Annotated in this window: 18 protein-coding genes; 7 read left to right on the top strand and 11 right to left on the bottom strand. The window is 57.6% G+C overall.

Going from position 1 to position 18,608, the window contains the following annotated elements; all coding sequences use genetic code 11:
* Nucleotides 1-15 precede the first annotated feature (15 nt).
* Nucleotides 16-1,257 (top strand): magnesium transporter, encoded by a 1,242-nt coding sequence (locus tag HY010_00190; GenBank protein ID MBI3474124.1) that lies wholly within the window; start codon nt 16-18, stop codon nt 1,255-1,257.
* A 332-nt stretch (nt 1,258-1,589) separates the two neighbouring features.
* Nucleotides 1,590-2,849 carry a divalent metal cation transporter gene (locus HY010_00185; GenBank protein MBI3474123.1) on the top strand — a complete coding sequence of 420 codons (1,260 nt, stop codon included), beginning with the start codon at nt 1,590-1,592 and terminating at the stop codon, nt 2,847-2,849.
* A 10-nt stretch (nt 2,850-2,859) separates the two neighbouring features.
* Here the strand turns inward: HY010_00185 and HY010_00180 are convergent, their stop codons facing one another.
* The 3 genes from HY010_00180 to HY010_00170 form a co-directional block, all read right to left on the bottom strand.
* Nucleotides 2,860-3,252, bottom strand: a complete 393-nt coding sequence (locus HY010_00180) for a (deoxy)nucleoside triphosphate pyrophosphohydrolase (protein ID MBI3474122.1) — start codon at nt 3,250-3,252, stop codon at nt 2,860-2,862.
* A gap of 101 nt (nt 3,253-3,353) precedes the next feature.
* Complete coding sequence (locus tag HY010_00175; protein MBI3474121.1) at nt 3,354-3,842, bottom strand: GAF domain-containing protein; 489 nt, start codon at nt 3,840-3,842, stop codon at nt 3,354-3,356.
* 9 nt (nt 3,843-3,851) lie between these two features.
* Nucleotides 3,852-4,700, bottom strand: coding sequence for an ABC transporter substrate-binding protein (locus HY010_00170; protein MBI3474120.1), 849 nt, complete (start codon nt 4,698-4,700; stop codon nt 3,852-3,854).
* Between the two features lie 51 nt (nt 4,701-4,751).
* On the opposite strand from HY010_00170, the gene HY010_00165 reads away from it, so the two are divergent.
* A complete protein-coding gene (locus tag HY010_00165; protein MBI3474119.1) occupies nt 4,752-5,126 on the top strand; it encodes an iron-sulfur cluster assembly scaffold protein in 375 nt (124 codons plus the stop codon).
* A gap of 33 nt (nt 5,127-5,159) precedes the next feature.
* Here the strand turns inward: HY010_00165 and HY010_00160 are convergent, their stop codons facing one another.
* From HY010_00160 to larC, 8 genes are all read right to left on the bottom strand, one after another.
* Nucleotides 5,160-5,861: an HAD-IB family phosphatase gene (locus tag HY010_00160; GenBank protein MBI3474118.1), complete on the bottom strand. Its 702-nt coding sequence runs from the start codon at nt 5,859-5,861 to the stop codon at nt 5,160-5,162.
* A 200-nt stretch (nt 5,862-6,061) separates the two neighbouring features.
* Entirely contained in the window at nt 6,062-6,634 is a 573-nt protein-coding gene (locus HY010_00155; protein MBI3474117.1) for a nucleotidyltransferase family protein, read from the bottom strand.
* A 367-nt stretch (nt 6,635-7,001) separates the two neighbouring features.
* On the bottom strand, nt 7,002-7,814 hold the full coding sequence (locus tag HY010_00150) for a VTT domain-containing protein (protein ID MBI3474116.1): 813 nt from the start codon (nt 7,812-7,814) through the stop codon (nt 7,002-7,004).
* A 111-nt stretch (nt 7,815-7,925) separates the two neighbouring features.
* Nucleotides 7,926-8,915, bottom strand: a complete 990-nt coding sequence (locus tag HY010_00145) for a polyprenyl synthetase family protein (protein ID MBI3474115.1) — start codon at nt 8,913-8,915, stop codon at nt 7,926-7,928.
* 91 nt (nt 8,916-9,006) lie between these two features.
* Nucleotides 9,007-9,504: a YajQ family cyclic di-GMP-binding protein gene (locus tag HY010_00140; GenBank protein MBI3474114.1), complete on the bottom strand. Its 498-nt coding sequence runs from the start codon at nt 9,502-9,504 to the stop codon at nt 9,007-9,009.
* Nucleotides 9,505-9,677: 173 nt separating this feature from the next.
* Nucleotides 9,678-10,520, bottom strand: coding sequence for a TatD family hydrolase (locus tag HY010_00135; GenBank protein MBI3474113.1), 843 nt, complete (start codon nt 10,518-10,520; stop codon nt 9,678-9,680).
* A gap of 30 nt (nt 10,521-10,550) precedes the next feature.
* Nucleotides 10,551-12,566 (bottom strand): methionine--tRNA ligase, encoded by a 2,016-nt coding sequence (gene metG / locus HY010_00130; protein MBI3474112.1) that lies wholly within the window; start codon nt 12,564-12,566, stop codon nt 10,551-10,553.
* Nucleotides 12,567-12,668: 102 nt separating this feature from the next.
* Nucleotides 12,669-13,976: a nickel pincer cofactor biosynthesis protein LarC gene (gene larC / locus HY010_00125; protein ID MBI3474111.1), complete on the bottom strand. Its 1,308-nt coding sequence runs from the start codon at nt 13,974-13,976 to the stop codon at nt 12,669-12,671.
* 197 nt (nt 13,977-14,173) lie between these two features.
* Here larC and argS point away from each other — a divergent pair, with 197 nt between their 5' ends.
* The 4 genes from argS to HY010_00105 all read left to right on the top strand — a co-directional run bounded on the left by argS (nt 14,174) and on the right by HY010_00105 (nt 18,413).
* Entirely contained in the window at nt 14,174-16,183 is a 2,010-nt protein-coding gene (gene argS / locus HY010_00120) for an arginine--tRNA ligase (protein ID MBI3474110.1), read from the top strand.
* A 72-nt stretch (nt 16,184-16,255) separates the two neighbouring features.
* Entirely contained in the window at nt 16,256-16,678 is a 423-nt protein-coding gene (locus HY010_00115; GenBank protein ID MBI3474109.1) for a hypothetical protein, read from the top strand.
* A 339-nt stretch (nt 16,679-17,017) separates the two neighbouring features.
* Nucleotides 17,018-17,764, top strand: coding sequence for an OmpA family protein (locus HY010_00110; GenBank protein ID MBI3474108.1), 747 nt, complete (start codon nt 17,018-17,020; stop codon nt 17,762-17,764).
* Between the two features lie 118 nt (nt 17,765-17,882).
* Complete coding sequence (locus HY010_00105) at nt 17,883-18,413, top strand: tetratricopeptide repeat protein (GenBank protein MBI3474107.1); 531 nt, start codon at nt 17,883-17,885, stop codon at nt 18,411-18,413.
* Nucleotides 18,414-18,608 lie beyond the last annotated feature (195 nt).

The following is an 18,608-nucleotide window of genomic DNA, read 5'->3' as shown; positions in this document are numbered from 1 at the left end:
AGTATGCTCAAGGGGATGAGCACTTTGTCCCTGAGCGAATTGTTGGGCTTGACGGTGCATGACTGCAGCGGCAACACCGTGGGACGGGTGCGCGAAGCCGCATTGCTGCCGCAGGAAGATCGCTCTCGCGTTTCCGCGCTGATCGTGAAAACCCGTTCGGGAAGCCACACGCTGCCGTGCGGTTCGATTTCCATGATCAACGGAGTCGTTCGCTCGTCCACGCTACTGGCGGACTGGCATCCCTGGACGGGTGCGGAGGGACAATTCCTGCTGAGCCGCGATCTGCTCGATCAGCAAGTAATCGATGTTCACGGGCGCAAAGTGGTGCGCGTGAATGACGTCGATTTCTACCAGGAGACGGCGCAGAACAAGCTCGTCCTGAAGATTGAAGGGGTCGATGTGGGCGCGCGCGGGGCAATTCGGCGCCTGCTGAAAGGCGTCATTCCGTACGCGGCCCTGCGCGTGTTGTTGCTGCGTATCCCGCCGCGGGAGATCCCCTGGGAATTCGTGGACCTGATCGAAACGGATCCGGCCCGCCGGGTGAAACTGAAAATCTCTCATGACCGCCTGGCCAAGCTGCATCCGGCGGACATCGCGGACATTGTCGAAGAACTGGCTCCGAACGAGCGGGAGGCCGTGTTCGAGACGCTGGACGAAGAAGTAGCGGCGGGCGCGCTGGAAGAACTGGAGCCAAAATTCCAGAAGTCGGTGGTGGAGTCTCTCGATTCAGATCGCGCGGCTGACATCGTCGAGGAAATGGAGCCGGACGCGGCCGCCGACTTGCTGGCCGATCTGTCGGACGATCGCACAGAAGAAATCCTGGTGCAGATGCAGCCCGAGGAGCGCCAGGAAGTTACCGACCTCCTCGAATTTGGAGAACATACGGCGGCTGGCCGTATGACTACGGAATACATTGCATTGGCGGCCGGAGCTACTGCTCATGAAGCGATCGAGGCCATGCGCAGCTTCGACGGCCGCATGGAGAGCATGAGCACCGTGTTTCTCATCGACTCGCACGGAACCTTGATCGGAACCGTGCCGCTCGCAAAAATTGCGCTGGCAAAGCTGGAGACTCCGCTGCTGGCGCTGCATCAAGAGCCGCTGATCTATTCGAAGGCCGACGCCAAGGAAAAGGAATTCGCGGAATTGTTTGACAAGTACAACCTGCTGACGCTGCCGGTTGTAGATAGTCATAGCCGCCTGGTCGGCGTGATCACGCCCGACGACGTCATTAACATGCTGCGCGCCAAGCTGTAACCGATGCCTGCGCGGCAGGCGGTCCTCGCCGCTATTCATGCTGCACATCTCAACTGTCATCCCGAGCGAAGCGAGGGATATGCATTTGGCAGCTGACTGCAGATCCCTCGCTTCGCGCGGGATGACAGATCGTAGGGTTCTATCCGGTGTACATTGGCTGACATGGGCCGTCTTGTACCTCATCTTTCAGGCGCGGGCCACGGAGACGCGGCAAGCCGCGTCTCTACGTGACAGTTTTTCTCATAATTATGGATTTCATCTATTCAGAAAAGGCTTGCTGCGTTTATGCTGAACGGTCGGTAACGTGAACTTGATCCCTGTGAACTGCGCGCATGCGATTTCTGAAACGTTGGAAGATCCAGATCCTGCTGTTTTTTTCGGTGGTAGGACCGGGGTTTATTACCGCGAATGTCGACAACGATGCCGGCGGCATCCTGACGTATTCGCAGGCCGGTGCGCAGTACGGCCACACGTTGCTCTGGACGATGATTCCCATCACGATCGCCCTGATCGTGGTGCAGGAAATGTGCGCGCGCATGGGAGCCGTTACCGGCAAGGGACTGAGCGACCTGATCCGCGAGGAATATGGGTTGCGGATTACGTTTCTGATGATGATCGGAATTCTGATCTGCAATTTTGGAAACGTAGTCACGGAATTCGCGGGCATCGCGGCCAGCATGGAACTGTTCGGCGTCTCCCGCTATATTTCAGTTCCGATCTGCGCGGTGATCGTATGGCTGATCGTGGTCAAGGGGCAGTACAAATCGGTTGAAAAAGTTTTTCTAGCCGCGAGTTTCTTTTATCTCACCTACATTTTTGCCGGCGTGTTGGCGAAACCGGCATGGCTGGAAGCGATTACGGCTACGGTGACGCCTCCGCACCTGGCGGCGTTCAAGCAGGAATCGTATCTCTACCTCGTGATCGGATTGGTAGGGACGACGATCGCTCCCTGGATGCAGTTCTATCTGCAAGCATCGGTGGTGGAGAAGGGCATCACGAAGCGGCAATACAAGGCGTCACAACTGGATGTCATCGTGGGCTGTATTTTTACGGACGTGGTGGCATGGTTCATCGTTGTGGCCTGCGCGGCTACGCTTTACGTGCACGGCATTCGCAATATTCGAGACGCAGCCGATGCGGCAGCGGCTCTGCGTCCGCTGGCGGGACAATATGCTTCCATCCTGTTTGCCCTGGGACTTTTCAACGCGTCGCTCTTTGCGGCGTCCATCCTTCCACTTTCGACGGCGTACACGGTTTGCGAGGGATTGGGATTTGAGTCGGGGGTCGGCATGAAATTTTCCGAGGCGCCGGCTTTCTACTGGTTGTATACAGGCCTCATCGTCGCGGGCGGCGCGGTGATTCTGATCCCAGGATTGCCGCTGGTGAAAATCTCGGTGCTGTCGCAAGTGGTGAATGGCGGCGTACTGCCCTTTGTGCTCATCTTCATGCTGCTGCTCATCAACAATAAAGAAATCATGGAAGAGCAGGTCAATACGCGGACGTTTAACGTTATCGCATGGGGGACGACGGTCATCATGATCGCGATGACGATGGTGTTGGTTTGGAATACGCTGCGGGGCGGGGCGGGATAAGAACAATCGTCTATACGAGTTTGCCAGCGGCTAGATCTCTTACCAGGCTCAGGTCGGCTTCCAGAAAATCGAGGGCGGTGAGTTCGCTGCGATCGACCCAGCGGATCTCGCGGAAGATACGGTTTTCGAGTTCGCCTTTGTAGCTGCGTACGACATAGAAACGAAGCTCGACCGATCCACCACCCGGATATTCGTGAACAAGGCGGGCAACTTCGTCGCCGACAGTAGCCTCAATTCCCAGTTCTTCTTCCAGTTCGCGGCGCATGGCATCGCGCGGTTGTTCTCCCTCTTCGATCTTGCCTCCAGGGAATTCCCACTTCAGGGGCATGACCTGGTGACGAGTCCGCTGGCAGGCCAGGATCTTGTCGTCTTTCAGGATGAGGGCGGCAACTACGCGTTTCATAGGAATCAACTGGGCTACGGGCTTCGAGCTGCGAGCCAACGCAGGGCAAGAGGGATGTTGTGACGGATTTTCATCCGCCGACTTTACGTTCCGTGTCTGACTTACTTTTGTTCGAGGCGCTGGCCGACCAACTCGGCGCAGTATTCGACTAGCTCACGATCTTCTTTGCCGAAGGCTGCGGGAAAATGACTGTCAATATCCAGTTCTCCCGCCACTTTTCCGTGCACGAAAACTGGGACGACAATCTCGGATTTGGTTTCGAGTGAACAGGCGAGATAGCGGGAATCGCTGCTGACGTCATCGATCACTACGGTTTTTCCGGACGAGGCGGCTGCTCCGCAAATTCCCTGGTTCAGCGGAATCCGGGTGTGCGGGGTCATGGCGCCTTGAAAATGTCCCAACACTAGCATCGGCGAATCATCCGCGTGCTCCAGCAGATAGAAGCCCACCCAGTTGTACTTCAACATTTTTTCGTGGAGAAGACGCGTGATCCCTTCCATCAATTGGTCGGCGGTGGGCGCGCTAGACTTCAGGCGATCGATATCCTGGCGCACTTCCGCGATTTTGGGCGCGTGGGAGGTCGAGGACATCCTTCTATCCTACGCCACCGGTTGATCGGCGGAAGAAATTGCAGGTGCCGCTTCCAGAATCGACCGTAACCCCGGCGCGGTGGCGAAAGTTTCCGGGTGAATTGCTGCAGCCATTGCATGCAGACCCTGAATCAAGGTCGGAGCGGGCGTGTTCAGGAGTTCGTCGGAAATGCAATAGACCTGCGCAGTGCGCGCGGCACGGGTGATTGCCCAGCCTCGATCGCGGATGATCTTCTCGAGCGGGACCCGCGCGCCAGCGCCACACCAGGCGGCGATAACTACCTCCGGATCTTCTTCCAGCACGGATTCAGGGAGTAATTGCTTGCCCGGTTCGCCCACGAATTCGCCGCCGGCGGCTGCGATCAGTTCCGCGACCCATGGTTGCGAAGTGATCAAAGGCTTGCCCCATTCCTCGCAGTAGACGCGCTTCCGCGGCAAGCTGGCTGCGCGACTGCGAACCCCTTCGATGGCCATCTGCATTTCCGCGATGAGTTGAGCGCCGCGCTCGCCAGCATTCACAACGCCTGCGATCACGGCGATGTCCATGTAGATATCAGCGAGGGTAGTTGGAGCTAATCCCAGAAATCGACCGCCAGCTTTGAGGATTTCGGCGACAGCAGCCTGCTGGTAGGGGACCGCTGCGATGACGAGGTCGGGTGCGGCGGCGAGAATCTCGTCGGCCTTGGAAGTCCAGGAGTCGGCGATGATTCGCCGTTCGCTGTGACGCACTTCGAAGACGACGTCGGCGCAGTATTTGGTGCAGGCGACGACGCGGTCGAGCTCTCCGAGGAGGGCGAGGATAACGGTCGCGCTTGGTTGCAGACAGGCGATGCGCTGCGGTCCGGGCGAGGCGGGCATGGAACCATTGTAGGGGAAGAAAATTGCCTAGTCGGCATTACAATCGCGACAGTGTACTCGCCAGAGCTGCTGGACCATTTTCAGAATCCGCGAAACGCCGGCGATGTCGAATCGCCCGATGCTGCGGCGGAGCTGGGCAATCCGGCATGCGGAGACGTCCTCAGACTTACGATCAAGGTGCTGGACGGACGGATTTTAGATATTCGCTTTCGCGCCAAGGGATGTGTCGCGGCGATGGCGTGCGGCTCGGCGGTCACGGAGTTAGTGCGCGGACGAACGATCGAGGAAGGGCGTGAGCTTCGGCGAGACGAGTTGGTGAATGCGGTGGGCGGTCTGCCGCAGGCGTCGGAGCATGCGAGTCATCTGGCAATCGATACGTTGCGGGTGCTGCTGGGAAAAATTGTAGATCCCTCCGAGAGGGAGTGATCCGCTGCGCCACCCAAAAGCAATCGTAAGGGCCTACTTGTGATTTGGCTGGTAGATCGGCCAGGATTTCCCTTCGGCGATCTCCTGCAGTCTGGCGTTCGGGTTGATCGCGAAGGGGTGCTCCACCATTTCCAGCATTTCGCGATCCCAGACGGAATTGCCGAAGGCGCAATCCGGCGGCGATGGCAGAACTTCGCGAAGGGCGTCCGGCTTGCCAGGGCCGCTGGGAACGCGGACGAGGTCGTCTTTGATCACTCCATCCTTGACGATGGCTTCGGCGGCGAGAATCCGGTCTGAAGGAATCCCGAATCCGCGCATGGCGGAACGGATGATCCAGTGGTTGGAGGAAGACACGGCCCACACATCGGTCCCGGCGGCGCGCAGGCGCAGAACGAGTTCGCGCATTTCGGGAAAAATGCCTGGGGCAATTCCAATCTCGAAAAATTCGTCGGTCGCGTTCTGGAGTGCTTCTTCGCGCAGCCCGCGGTACATCGTGCACATCTCGCCGCACATGATGTCCTCGTCCACCAGACCTTCCTTGTAGTCGGCGTGACGCGCACGTGCCCAGCTGGCGATGTCTTCCGACACCATGCCTCGCTCCATCGACCAGCGGAAGAAGCTTTCGCCGGCATCGCCGGACCAGAGGGTACCATCGCAATCGAAGGCCGCGACTTTGGGCTTGAGTTGGAGAACGCTCGCGATGAATGTGGACTGTGCGGGTTTGAGATTTGTCATGAAGATGAGGCTGCTGAAAATCCTTTCCAGGTTGTGACGCTTTGCGGCGCAATTCCGCTACCAACTGCAGATCCCTCCCCCTCGGCAAGCTCGGTGTCGGGATAACAGTTCTATAAGAAGCACTGATCTATTTTAGAGAAACTTGGTTACGAGAGCGTTACTTAACTGAGTTCTGAACAAAAAACACGCGCGCAGGGGTGCTAGGTGGTGGGGGCGGGCAAGGCTGCGTACTGCTCAGGCGTATCGATATTTGCGGCAGCGAAAGGATCGTCGACCGGAACGTATGCGATGCGGTCTTGATGCGCGTGCATGATTTCGCGGGCGCTGGCCGTGGCGGGAGCGCGCAGAAAGGCTTCGATCATTTCGCGTCCAACAAGAATTGGATGTCCATGCTTGCCCTGGAATTCGGGGACGACGGCCCAGATCGAGTGGGCGAGGATGCGTTCGAATTCATCGATCAGGAACTGAAGGGTTGCAGGTTGCACAGGGGGACGGTCCACGAGCGTAATCATGGCGGCGTCGCGTCCGCGATTCAGAACTTCATGGAGGCCAGCCTGCAGGGAACTGAATTGCCCCCGCGAAGGATCGGGGTTGACGACGACAGATGCGCCACGCGCGTAGACGATGGGCGCCAATTCAGGCTCGTTCTTTCCGGCGACGACTAAAACGAGGTCAACGTGGGGAGCGAAGAGCCGGATCGAGGAGGACAAAAATGTCTCATGGGGATTGGAGGAGTCGGCAGGCCAGGGTAGTAGAGCCTTATCGCGACCCATGCGGGAAGATTCTCCCGCCGCCAGTATCACGCCGCAAAAGCTTGGTGATCGGCCCATGGTTTGAAGATAGCATCCTGGGCACGGTGTGCCAAGGAAGGCGATCACAGCGTGTCGATTCTGGAGCGGGCTGCAAAGGGCTTTACCACGAAGGACGCGAAGGTTCCACGAAGGTGCACGAAGGGAATGTCAAATGGATTGTGATTTCTTGTCACTCAAACATTGGGAGTTTGATGAGGTCGTCATGAGGGACGGGTTCAACGGGTTGACCAGCGTTGCGCCAGGCGCGGAGTCCACCGGTGATGACAAACGCTTTGAAGCCGTGTCCTTGGAGTAGGTGCGCCACCCGGGCGCTCGTGGCTTCGCGCTGTCAAGTACAGTAGAGATAAATTTCCCGGTCGAGCGGGAGATTCTTGATCTCTTCCTCCAGATTGTTGGGTTCGAGGCGAACCGATCCGGCGATACGTTCGGAAGCGGCGTCGTAGTATCCATGGCTGCGGACGTCGGCGACGATGACATTGGGCGCTTCGGCGGATGCCAGGCGGCGGGCGAGTTCTTCCACGGGCACGCGCGGAACCATGTCGAGCATGCGGTATTTTCGGTACATCCAAATGCGGTAGACGACGTAGGCGGCGAGACCGACGCCGAGAACAACTTCCGCGGCTGACCCGGCGGAGCGGACTCCACGGGTGATGGCGCGCAGGAAATCGCTGAAAATGTAACCGGCCAGGGAATACGCTCCGACGTAGAAGAGCGCTCCGAGTGCGTCGAATTGCAGGAACTGGCCCAGCCGCATTTTCATGCTGCCGGCAAGTGGGGGCGACATGGTGTTGATGCCGGGAATGAACTTGGCGAAGAGCAGAGTCTGCTTGCCGCGCTTATAAAAATATTCAGCGGAACGGAGGATGCAAGTTTCAGGATTGGCCGACAGGCGGCAGAGCAGGCCGAGCAAAGCCCATCCGCTGAAGCGTCCAGTGAAGTAGAGAATCAAATCACCAACCAGCATCGAGACGCACCCGAGGCCGATCACAGAATAGATGTTTAATTTGCCATAGGCCGAGACGGCGCCGGCAGTCAGGATGGCGAGCGCGGCGGGCAATGGCAGTCCGATCGCTTCCGCAAAGCAGAACGCTCCCAGGATCAGGTAGCCGTGACGAGAGAGAAGTGGGAGGAGATCGTCCATTCAGTGTGCTCTTGGAAATGCACTTAGCTATTGGCTGTCAGGTGTCGCTCACAACTCCAAGCCGTTTGATTCGTGGCAAGCCATTGGATTGTCGATTGGCCCAAAAGGCTGCTATTTCTCTCTGGCGACTACGAATTCCGGTGCCCAGAGCAACGCGCGTTTGATTTCAGAGTCCGGGAAGGCGCAGATGGCGTTGCGCGCGGACTCGGCATAACGGGCCGCTTCTTTCGAAGCGAAGTCCAATGATCCATAGCGGTGCAGAATGGCCAATATGTCGGCGTGCGTGACTCCGTTGAAGGCGCGGTCGAGCATGACGGTCTCGATCTGACGGCGTTCGGCGGGCGTGCAGCGTTCGAGCGCGTGGATGATGGCCATGGTCGCCTTGCCTTCGCGCAGGTCACTGGCGACTGGCTTGCCGAGGACACTCTCGGAGGCAGTGAGATCGAGCACGTCGTCGACGATCTGGAAAGCTAGGCCGAGGTCGCGTCCATATTGTCCGAGGCGCTCTTCCTGTTCGGCAGTCGCGCCGCCGAGGATTCCACCAGCGCGCATGCAAACGGAAAACAGGCACGCTGTCTTGCGATAGATCAGGTCGAGATGCTCTTGCAGCGAGATCATCTTGCCGAGCTTTTCCATCTGCAGCAGTTCGCCTTCGACCATCTGCTGCGTGAGTTCGATGAGGACGTCGAGGATGCGGAAGTTGCGCTCCTGCACGGCGATTTTAAAAGCCTGCATGTAGAGCCAATCGCCGGCGAGTACGCACTTCGAATTGCCCCACTGCGTATTGGCGGCGGGACGTCCGCGGCGGATCTGGGCTTCGTCGATGATGTCGTCGTGGACGAGCGTGGCGGTGTGAATGATCTCAACCACCGAGGCCATCTTCACTGCGCCGTTGCCTTTGTAGTTCAGGAGCTTGGCGGAAAGTAGCAGGAGTGCGGGACGGATGCGTTTGCCGCCGCCGGCGCGAAGGTATTCGCCGATCTCGGTGATGGCGGCGACGTTGGAAACGGTGTCGCGGCCAAATTCGTCTTCAATGGCGACGAGGTCGTCCCGGAGCAGGTCGAAGATTTCTTTTCCGTTAATGACGGTGGTTGCGCTCACTTGTAACTTCTTTTGCACCACAGAGGCACAGAGTCACAGAGGAATGCAAAATTAGAATTCGGTTTTCTCTGTGTCTCGGCGGTGAATTGCCCTAATTCGTACGGTGATTCGTAAACTGCATATCAATTCCGAAATCGTGCTGCCGCATCATGGCAATGATTTCTTGCAGGGAATCGCGGTCTTTGCCGCTGACGCGCACTACGTCTCCCTGGATGGATGCTTGCACTTTTTTCTTCGATTCCTTGATCAGCTTGACGATCTCGCGCGCTTTTTCGATCGGGATGCCTTGCTGCATGGTGATCTTCTGTTTCGCGGTACTGCCGGCGGCGGGCTCGACGGGGCCGTAGGTCAGACCCTTGAGCGAGACATTGCGTTTGACGAGCTTCTGCTGGAAGACATCGTTGACGTGCTTCAGTTTGTACTCGTCGGCAGAGTGCAGGATGATGGCGTCCTTGCCTTCGAGTTCGATGCTGGACTTTGAGTCCTTGAGATCGAAGCGGGTAGTGATTTCCTTCATCGCCTGCTGGATGGCGTTGGAAACTTCCTGCATGTCGATTTTGCTTGCGATATCGAAAGTGTTATCGGGCATGGCTCTCTACTGTATATAAATTGTCGAGCGGGACGAAATTGCTGCGAGCTACGGGCTGCGAGCAAACGTCAAAATCAAGTCGATCGCAGCTCGTGGCTCGACGCTCGTAGCTGTTTTTTGGCGCCCCACTATTTGACTCTTGAGGGTATCAGAAGATTCAGGGTCTGGGCAGATCAAGCTCGGGGTGTGTGTTTTTCAAATTTTTCGCGGAGTTTGAAAAATTTGTAGAAATTCTCGGTGGTTTGCGAGCCGACTTCTTCGGGGGAGAGGGTTCGGAGTTCGCCAATCTGGCGGGCGACTTCTTTCACGAATGCCGGTTCGTTGCGCTTTCCACGGTGCGGGATGGGGGCGAGGTAGGGCGAATCGGTTTCGATCAGGATGCGGTCCAGCGGGACAATCTGAGCGGCGTTGCGGATGTTTTGCGCTTTGGGGAAGGTAATGTTCCCGGCAAAGGAAATCAGGAAGCCGAGGTCGAGTCCGCGGCGCGCGTGCTCGACCGTTCCCGTGAAGCAGTGGAGAATCCCGCCGAGGCCGGTGGGAGCCCAGTGTTCGGAGATCAGGGAAAGGCAGTCGTCCCAGGCATTTTCGCTGTTGTCGGAGGGGCGGCAATGGATGATGATCGGGAGCTTCGCCGCGCGGGCCAGTTCTATCTGCTGCAGGAAGACGGCTTTTTGAATGTCACGCGGCGAGTGGTCGTAAAAGTAATCGAGTCCGATTTCGCCCCACGCGATTACCTTGGGATGGCGCGCCCATTCATTCAAACGGGCGTAGGCGGCATCGTTGGCAAGATGCGCTTCATGTGGATGAATGCCGATGCTCGCCCATATTTCCGGGTATTCCGGCTTGCCGGAATATTGCTCGGCGAGACGGATTCCGCAGTCGGCGGTGTCAGGGCCTTCGCCGTTGCCGATCGCGAGGTAGGTTTCGATGCCGTTCGCTTTCGCACGGGCAAGCACTTCGTCGCGATCAGAATCGTAGCGTTTGCCTTCGAGATGGGCGTGCGAATCGATGAACATCAGCAATCAGTGGATAGTGATTAGTAAACCCTACTTCAGCCTCGTGCCAATCGGGACGTCCTCCAGAAAGCTGGCCAGCACTGGCTTACCGCCTTCGGGAGACGCGGCGACGATCATGCCGTTGGATTCGAGTCCGCGGAGTTTGCGTGGAGCGAGGTTGGCAACGATGACGACTTTTCTGCCGATGAGAGCTTCGGGTTCGTAGGCTTCGGCGATTCCGGCTACGAGTTGGCGGACTTCGGTGCCGAGGTCGACTTCGATGCGCAGGAGCTTGTCGGCGCCTTTGACGCGCTCGGCGGTTTTCACCAGGGCGACGCGCAACTCGACCTTGGCAAAATCGTCGATGCTGATTTTGCCCTCGGGAATTGCGGGAGCGGGTTTCGCAGGTACGGCCGGGGGCGGAGTTGCTGTGGCCGCCGACGCTTGCCGAGCTTCGCTCGGCTGGGCAGGTGCAAGACCTGTCCCCACACTGTCTTTCTGTTCTTCCATTTTGTGCATCCTCTCTACCGCGGATTTGTCGGCGCGCGGGAACACGGCCTGTATTTCGCCGAGCTTGGTGCCCAGGTGAAGTTGTCCCCATTGCAGGGTGGATAGGTCGAACTTCGCAATGTCTCCGAGGCCGAGCTGAGTCCAGATCTTTGCGGCCGCGGTCGGAATCACGGGATAAGCGAGTGCAGTGACGATGCGCAAGGCTTCGGCACTCGTATAAAGGACGGTCGCCAGACGGGCGCGGCTTTCTTCGTCCTGTTTCTCGCCGAGAGACCAGGGCTCGTTTTCGACGATGTACTTGTCGACGGCTGCGACCAATCCCCAGGCCACTTCGAGTGCGCGCGAAAATTGATACTGATCGAAGAGGCTGCCGAATTCCGCGATCGTCTTGCGAGCGGCTTCAGCGACGGCGTCGTCGGCAGGCTTGCGTCCAGTCTGCGACGGGTAGGGAACTTCGCCCTTGAAGTAACGGCTGATCATGGTCAGCGTGCGGCTGGCCAGGTTGCCGAGACCGTTGGCGAGATCGGCGTTGTACCGCTGAACGAGCGCGTCGAAGCTGAAGGAGCCGTCCTGTCCGAAGACAATTTCGCGCAGCAGGAAATAACGCAGCGCATCGATACCGAGAACGTCGACAATGGTTTCGGTGCGCACGATATTGCCGCGCGACTTCGACATCTTGTTTTCTTCAAACAGCAACCAGCCGTGGGCGACGATCCCTTTCGGCAAGGGAAGGCCCGCGGCCATCAGGAATGCCGGCCAGTACACACAGTGAAAGCGCACGATCTCTTTGCCGATCATGTGCACGCCGGGCCAGAATTTCTCGTACTTGGAAGTATCGGCCTGCCCGTACCCGAGCGCGGTGATGTAGTTGGCGAGCGCGTCGAGCCAGACATAGACCACGTGCTTGGGATCGTCGGGTACCGGGATACCCCACGAGAACGTGCTGCGGCTGATCGAGAGATCGCGCAGTCCGCCCTTCACAAACGACATGACTTCGTTGCGGCGCGTTTCGGGGCGGATGAAGTCAGGATGCTCGGTGTAGAGCTGGATCAATTTGTCCGTGAAGGCGGAAAGCTTGAAGTAGTAATTCTCTTCGTGGACGGTTTCGGTGGGGCGTCCGCAATCGGGGCAGGGAGCGCCGGGGCCGACGGCGTCGACGTAAAGTTCGTCATAGACGCAGTATTGGCCGGTGTATGTGCCTTTGTAGATGTATCCGTTGTCGCGAATTTTGCGCCACAGGGCCTGGACACCCTGCTTGTGGCGATCGGATGTCGTGCGAATGAAATCGTCGTAAGAAAGGCCGAGACGCTCCCAACTGGTGCGGAAGGAATCGGAGACTTCGTCGGCGAACTGTTGTGGAGTTTTGCCGGCGGCTTGCGCAGCGCGCTCGATTTTTTGTCCATGCTCATCGGTGCCGGTGAGGAACCAGGTGTCGTCGCCAAGCATGCGGTGGCGGCGCGCGATGGTGTCGCAGGCAATGGTCGTGTAGGCGTGTCCGATATGCGGACGCGCATTGACATAGTAGATCGGGGTCGTGATGTAGAACTTATTGCTCATGAGGAAATCGCTTCTAGCGAGCCGAATCGCTTCTAGCTTCTGGCTGCTAGCTTCTAGCGAACCCGTTTTCCTATGGGTTTGCCAGGAGCCAGCAGCTAGTAGCTAGCGGCTCTTGTATTGTCGCATTGCTTCTTCGATAACTGCTTTCAGCGGCACCTGATTGGCTTCGGCCAGGGCGCGGCAGTCTTCGTATTCGGGCGCATAGTTAGAGATGCTGCCATTCATGCTGGCGATCTTAATCCGTACGTCGCCCCAGGATGTTTTCACGGTTTCCCAGCGGCGGGCGAGTGTCTGACGATGTTCTTCGCGGCTCCGGACGCCGAGTGTCGAGGTCTCCGCAAAAATTAACTTGGTCAGGCGATCCGTGTCACCGGGCTTGCAGAGCACGGTCAGCAACGATCCGGCGCGGCCCTTCTTCATCTGCACGGGAATGCTGAAAACGTCGAGGGCGCCATCGGATAGTAGTTTCTCGGACGCATAGGCCAGCACTTGCGGACTGAGGTCGTCGAGGTTGGCTTCGAGGACAGAGATGGTCTCGCTGGTCAGGTGGACATCTTGCGTCGAGGTTCCGATGGTCAAGCGCAGGACATTCGGATGCTGCGGGAAATCGCGAGTGCCCGCGCCGTATCCGGCTTGCGCGACCGTCATCGACGGAAAGGAAGCGAAGCGCGTGACGAGCGTCCTCAAGATGGCTGCTCCGGTCGGCGTCACCAGTTCAACAGTGGGACCCGACGAATATACAGGCGCGTCCTTGAGTAATTTCAGGGTCGCGGGCGCGGGCACGGGGAGAGTGCCGTGGGCGCATTTTACAGTTCCGCTGCCGACGTTGAGAGGCGAGCAGATCCATTCATCGATGGCCAGGGATTCGGCTCCAACCGCGGCGCAGACGATGTCGACCATCGCATCGACGGCGCCGACTTCGTGGAAGTGAACTTTGTCGATGGACGTGTTGTGTATCTCGGCTTCGGCCGCGCCCAGAGCCTCAAAGATGCGGACCGCGGTGACTTTGGCAGTGGCGCTGATCGATGCCTTCTGGATGATGACGCGGATTTCATTCAGGCCACGGCCGTGGGAATGCGAATGGCTTTCGTGATCATGAGAATGGGCGTGCTGGTGCGAGCCATCGTGGGAATGATCATGGGCATGATCATGCTTGTCGTGGGAATGAGTGTGATCGCGCGGGCTTGATTCCACTTCACGCGGCGAATCTTTTTCTCCGTGCGCGTGCATATCCACTTTGGTGGCGGCGATTCCGCTGCGGACGACACGAGAAATTTCCAGGTGCGCACCGATATCCAATGCCGCGACGGTGTCTTCCAATATTTTGGGAGACACTCCGGCATCGACTAGGGCGCCGAGGAACATGTCGCCGCTGATGCCGGAAAAACAGTCTAAGTAGGCAATGCGCATGGAGAAAACCGTCGTTGGTCGGTCGTCCTTCGTCGTTCGCTAAGTGCTGGCGCGCCCCTCACAGAGGTGGCGAAGGACGAACGACGAACGACTAACGACCAATTTTCATCATAGGGAACGCTGCTCTTTTCCGTCAAACCTGGGCGTCGTGCTTGCTCTGTTAGAATCACTGTTTCTTCAATCATTTAGAGGGATTCTTGTACCGACACCTGGAACGCCGGCTAAGCGAAACTGTGCGCGGATTTTTGAAGCGCACCTATGACCTTGATGTGGTCAATATCGTCATTGAACAGCCTCCGAAAATTGAGTTTGGAGAATACGCGCTGCCGCTGGCTTTCGAGCTTGCGAAGAAGCTGCGCAAGGCTCCACGCAAGATTGCGGAGGAGATTGTCGCGGGAATTGGAACGGTGCCGGGGTTTGAGAAATTTGAGATTGCCGGGGCGGGATATATCAACGTGCGGGTTAACCGTGCGGAAGTAGCGGCGGCGCTGGTTGCTGACCATGAACCGGCTGACGAAGTTCCTCCGGGCAAGGTGCTGGTCGAGCATTCCAGTATTAATCCCAATAAAGCGGCGCACATCGGACATCTGCGGAACGCGATCCTTGGCGACACTTTTGTCCGGTTGCTGCGGTGTGCGGACAGGGAAGTCGACGTTCAGAATTACATCGACAATACCGGGGTGCAGGTCGCCGATGTCGTGGTGGGATTTCTGCACATCGAACAAAAGACACGGGCGGAGATTGAGGCGCTGGCAACGGCTCCGAAATTTGATTTCTATTGCTGGGATCTCTATGCACGGGCTTCGCAGTGGTACGCGCAGGATAAGCAGAACCTGCAGGCGCGGCTCGCGACTCTGCATGCGATCGAACAAGGGAATAACGAAACGGCGGCGATCGCGGAGTTGATTTCGGTGGCGGTGCTACGGCGGCATCTGGAGACGATGGATCGACTCGACATTGAGTATGACTTCCTGCCGCGGGAGAGTGAGATCCTTCATCTGGATTTCTGGTCGGCGGCGTTTGAAAAACTCAAGGAAGCTGGAGTTCTGACGTTCGAGGAAGCGGGAAAGAACAAAGGCTGCTGGGTGATGCGGCGGGCGGGGACTGCAAAAGCCTTAACCACGGAGGTCACGGAGGGCACAGAGGAAGGCAATATCTCCGAGGAAGATCAGAAAGTGATTGTGCGGTCGAACGGGACCGTGGGGTATGTGGGGAAGGATATCGCCTATCACATGTGGAAGTTCGGGCTGCTGGGGCGCGATTTTGGATATCGCAAGTTTTTCCGGTATCCCAACCAACATGACTGTTGGATCTCGACCGAGCACGGAGAGAAGGATCATCCTCACTTTGGCGATGTGGCGGAAATTTATAACGTGATCGATGCGCGGCAGGCGGAGGCGCAGAACACGGTGATTGAGGCGTTGCGCGGGTTGGGTCATAACGAGGCGGCGGACCGCTATACGCATTTTTCTTATGAGATGGTCGCCCTCACGCCGCGATGCGCGGCGGAACTCGGCTACGAACTGAGCGATGAGGACAAGGCGCGGCCGTGGATCGAAGTTTCGGGGCGCAAGGGGTTTGGGGTCAAGGCAGACGATCTGATCGATAAGCTGATTGCGTCGGCGCGGAAAGAAGTGGATTCGCGGCATCCGGAGATTAGTGACACCGAGCGGGCGGAGATTGCGACGCAGATTGCGATTGGGGCGTTGCGATTCTTCATGCTGAAGTACACCAAGCCGTCAGTGATTGCGTTTGATTTCAAGGACGCGCTCAGTTTCGAGGGTGAGACCGGGCCGTACGCGCAGTACGCGGTGGTGCGAGCCATGAATATCTTTCGCAAGGGTGGATTCGATCCAGCAAAATTTGTTGCAGAGGCACACGGAGACGGGGCGAGCCCCGTCTCTACGGCGGATTTTGCTAAATATCTTGACGGGCCCGAAGGGGATGCGATCTGGGAGCTGTGGCTGACGGCGGCGAAGACTTCTTTTATAGTGCGGCAGTGCATCGCTACGACGGAGCCTGCTTATCTTGCGAAGCACGCGTTTCAGATGGCGCAGTTGTTCAACACGTTCTATCACCGGCATCCGATCCTCGTTGAGGCCGATGAAGGGCGGAAGGCGTTTCTGTTGACAACCGCGGCCGTGGCGCGGCGGGAACTGACGCGCGTGCTATCTGCCTTGGGAATCAGCGTTCCCAGCGTGATGTAAGCCTTTCGTCGCCCTCACAACTAACTAGTTGCCTGCTGCATCTAAACGATCAGAATGCAGAGGAACCAAACCATGAAAAAGCAGATGTTTGCTGTAGCAGTGTTGTGCATTGCGCTGGCTGGGATCGCGATGGCTAAGAACGAACCGCCGGCGATGCCAGGTGTTCTGGCGAACGCGCGCTTTGTGTATGTGACGTCGTATGACGGCAATCAGTACAACCCGAATATCTTGCCCGAGGATCGCGAGGCGATTGGACGAGTGCAGGACGAACTCCAGAAGTGGGGCAAGTTGACCTTGGTCTATCGTCCGGCAGATGCGGACATCATCATGGCTGTGCAGTCGCGCGGGTCCGAGGATGTGCTCGCTGTATACGATGCTCACTCTTCATCCGACACCTATTTGTGGCGGGTGATGGGACGCGGCGGATTGCAGAAGGGTGAGACTCCGCTGCTCACGCAGTTTCAAGAGGCGTTCGAGAAGATCGCGAAGAAGTAAGGAACCGGTGAGAGTTTCTTAAACGGCGGGCCGAGTATTCGGTCCGCCTTATCTATTTTTGCGTGCCAGTGGCGCTTCCCGGCGCCCGCACTTATACTGTCCCCGAAGAAACCAACCATATAAAATTTCTACTGTTTGGGACGCGATTGCGCGGGCAAGTTGTGGGAATCTTGGGTCTGCAACGCTAAGTCGCACATAAATATAGTTTTACAGTGGCATGTTTGGCGCGATGAATGGCATGACCCGTGCTTTAGTAGTGGTGTGAGTGCAGTCTTCGTAAAAGATAGGTACAGGATCTGATCACAAAGAAGGACTGATGGGGAAGGAGCCCTTAATCCAATGAATCGTATTGCAATGACCCTAATGTTGTCTGGTGCGCTCGCGGCCACGATTGGCTGCTCGAGCAAGAACTATGTTCGCCAGCAGACCACGCCGCTGATCAACAAGACCAACGAACTGGACGACTTGACTGCGAAAAATTCGAAAGACATCAAGGATGTCGATCAACGCGCCCAGGCTGGAATCCAAGGCGTGCAGGCGAAAGCCGCTGAAGTCGACCAGAAAGCCCTGGCGGCCGGCAAACAGGCTGATGACGCGCAGTTGCTCGCAAACAATGCGACGCAGCGTGTCGATAGCCTGACCAATACCGTCGTCAACCTCGACAACTACCGTTCGGTGGCGGATTCGTCGGTATTGTTCGGATTCAACAAAGACAACCTGACCAAGCAAGCCAAAGAAGAGCTGGATCAGTTGGCTACTAGCGTTGCCACGACCAAGGGATACATCATCACCGTGGAAGGTGCGACGGACTCGGTAGGCAGCTCGGAATACAACTACGATCTGAGCCAGCGCCGCGCTAACTCCGTGATCCAATACCTGGCGTCGGAGAAGAGCATTCCGGCTCACAAGATCTACCTGATCGGATTGGGCAAAGACAAGCCGGTTGAGACCAACAAGACTGCGGAAGGCCGCAAAAAGAATCGCCGCGTGGATGTGCACCTGATGACCAACACCACGGGCGGCGCGCCGGCTCCGGCAGCAGCGCCAGCACCGACAGCGAACAACAATCCGCCGTCGTCGCTGTAAGTTGTCGACTTAGGTTTTTCCCTCCTCCCCGGAGGATTTCGCCAAAAGCAGGCCGCCCCGAGTTGTGGGCGGCCTGATTTTTTTGCTGGCAGCAGGCGGCGCGCATCAGAGTTAAAATATGGTTGTGCGAATCCTTCCACTCGTTCTCGCCGTAGTCTTTGCGGCAACTTACCTGGCTGGGCAGACTTCCGACAAGCCCACCGAGCGCAGTCGCGAGGCCGACGAGAGTTCCAGCCGCGATACCCGGATCGATATCAGTCCTCCCAAGGACGATGAGAAGGCGCATCCCTACAGCAAGGCAGCTGTGGCCGATCTTGAAGAGGAAGACAAGACGGAAGGTTCGGATGTGCAGGAATTCCATCCTTGGAATCCGATGAAGGCGCTGAAGGACGTCGAGGTGGGAGATTTCTACTTCAAGCGCAAGAACTACAAGGCGGCGCTGGAACGTTACAAAGAGGCCCTCTTCTACAAAGACAATGACGCGATGGCTAGTCTACGTTTGGCGGAATGCCAGGAAAAGCTGGGCGACAAGGTTGAAGCCAAGAAATACTACGAGCAGTATCTGAAGATCCTCCCTGAAGGCGAGTTTGCCAAAGAGGCGCATGCTGGGCTGGAGCGGCTGGGGAAGTCGACGGCCAGCGCCAAGTAGGGAATTCCGAAATTAGCCTCTGAGGACGCGACGGAAATGCCTGCGCGGGCGAGTCGCCCCCGTGACTGCCGGCGGGGCGCCGGCGCTACAGTAAGACTCTGCAACTTAAGCGGCTGGGCGACATCAGATGGTAAGGTATCTGTCCGGGCTGCAGCGGAACAAATATGCGGATTGTGATCACACAACGGTGTTGGG

The organism is Acidobacteriota bacterium (assembly GCA_016196065.1).
Lineage (GTDB): Bacteria > Acidobacteriota > Terriglobia > Terriglobales > Acidobacteriaceae > Acidiflorens.
This window is presented reverse-complemented; position numbering and strand designations above follow the sequence as displayed.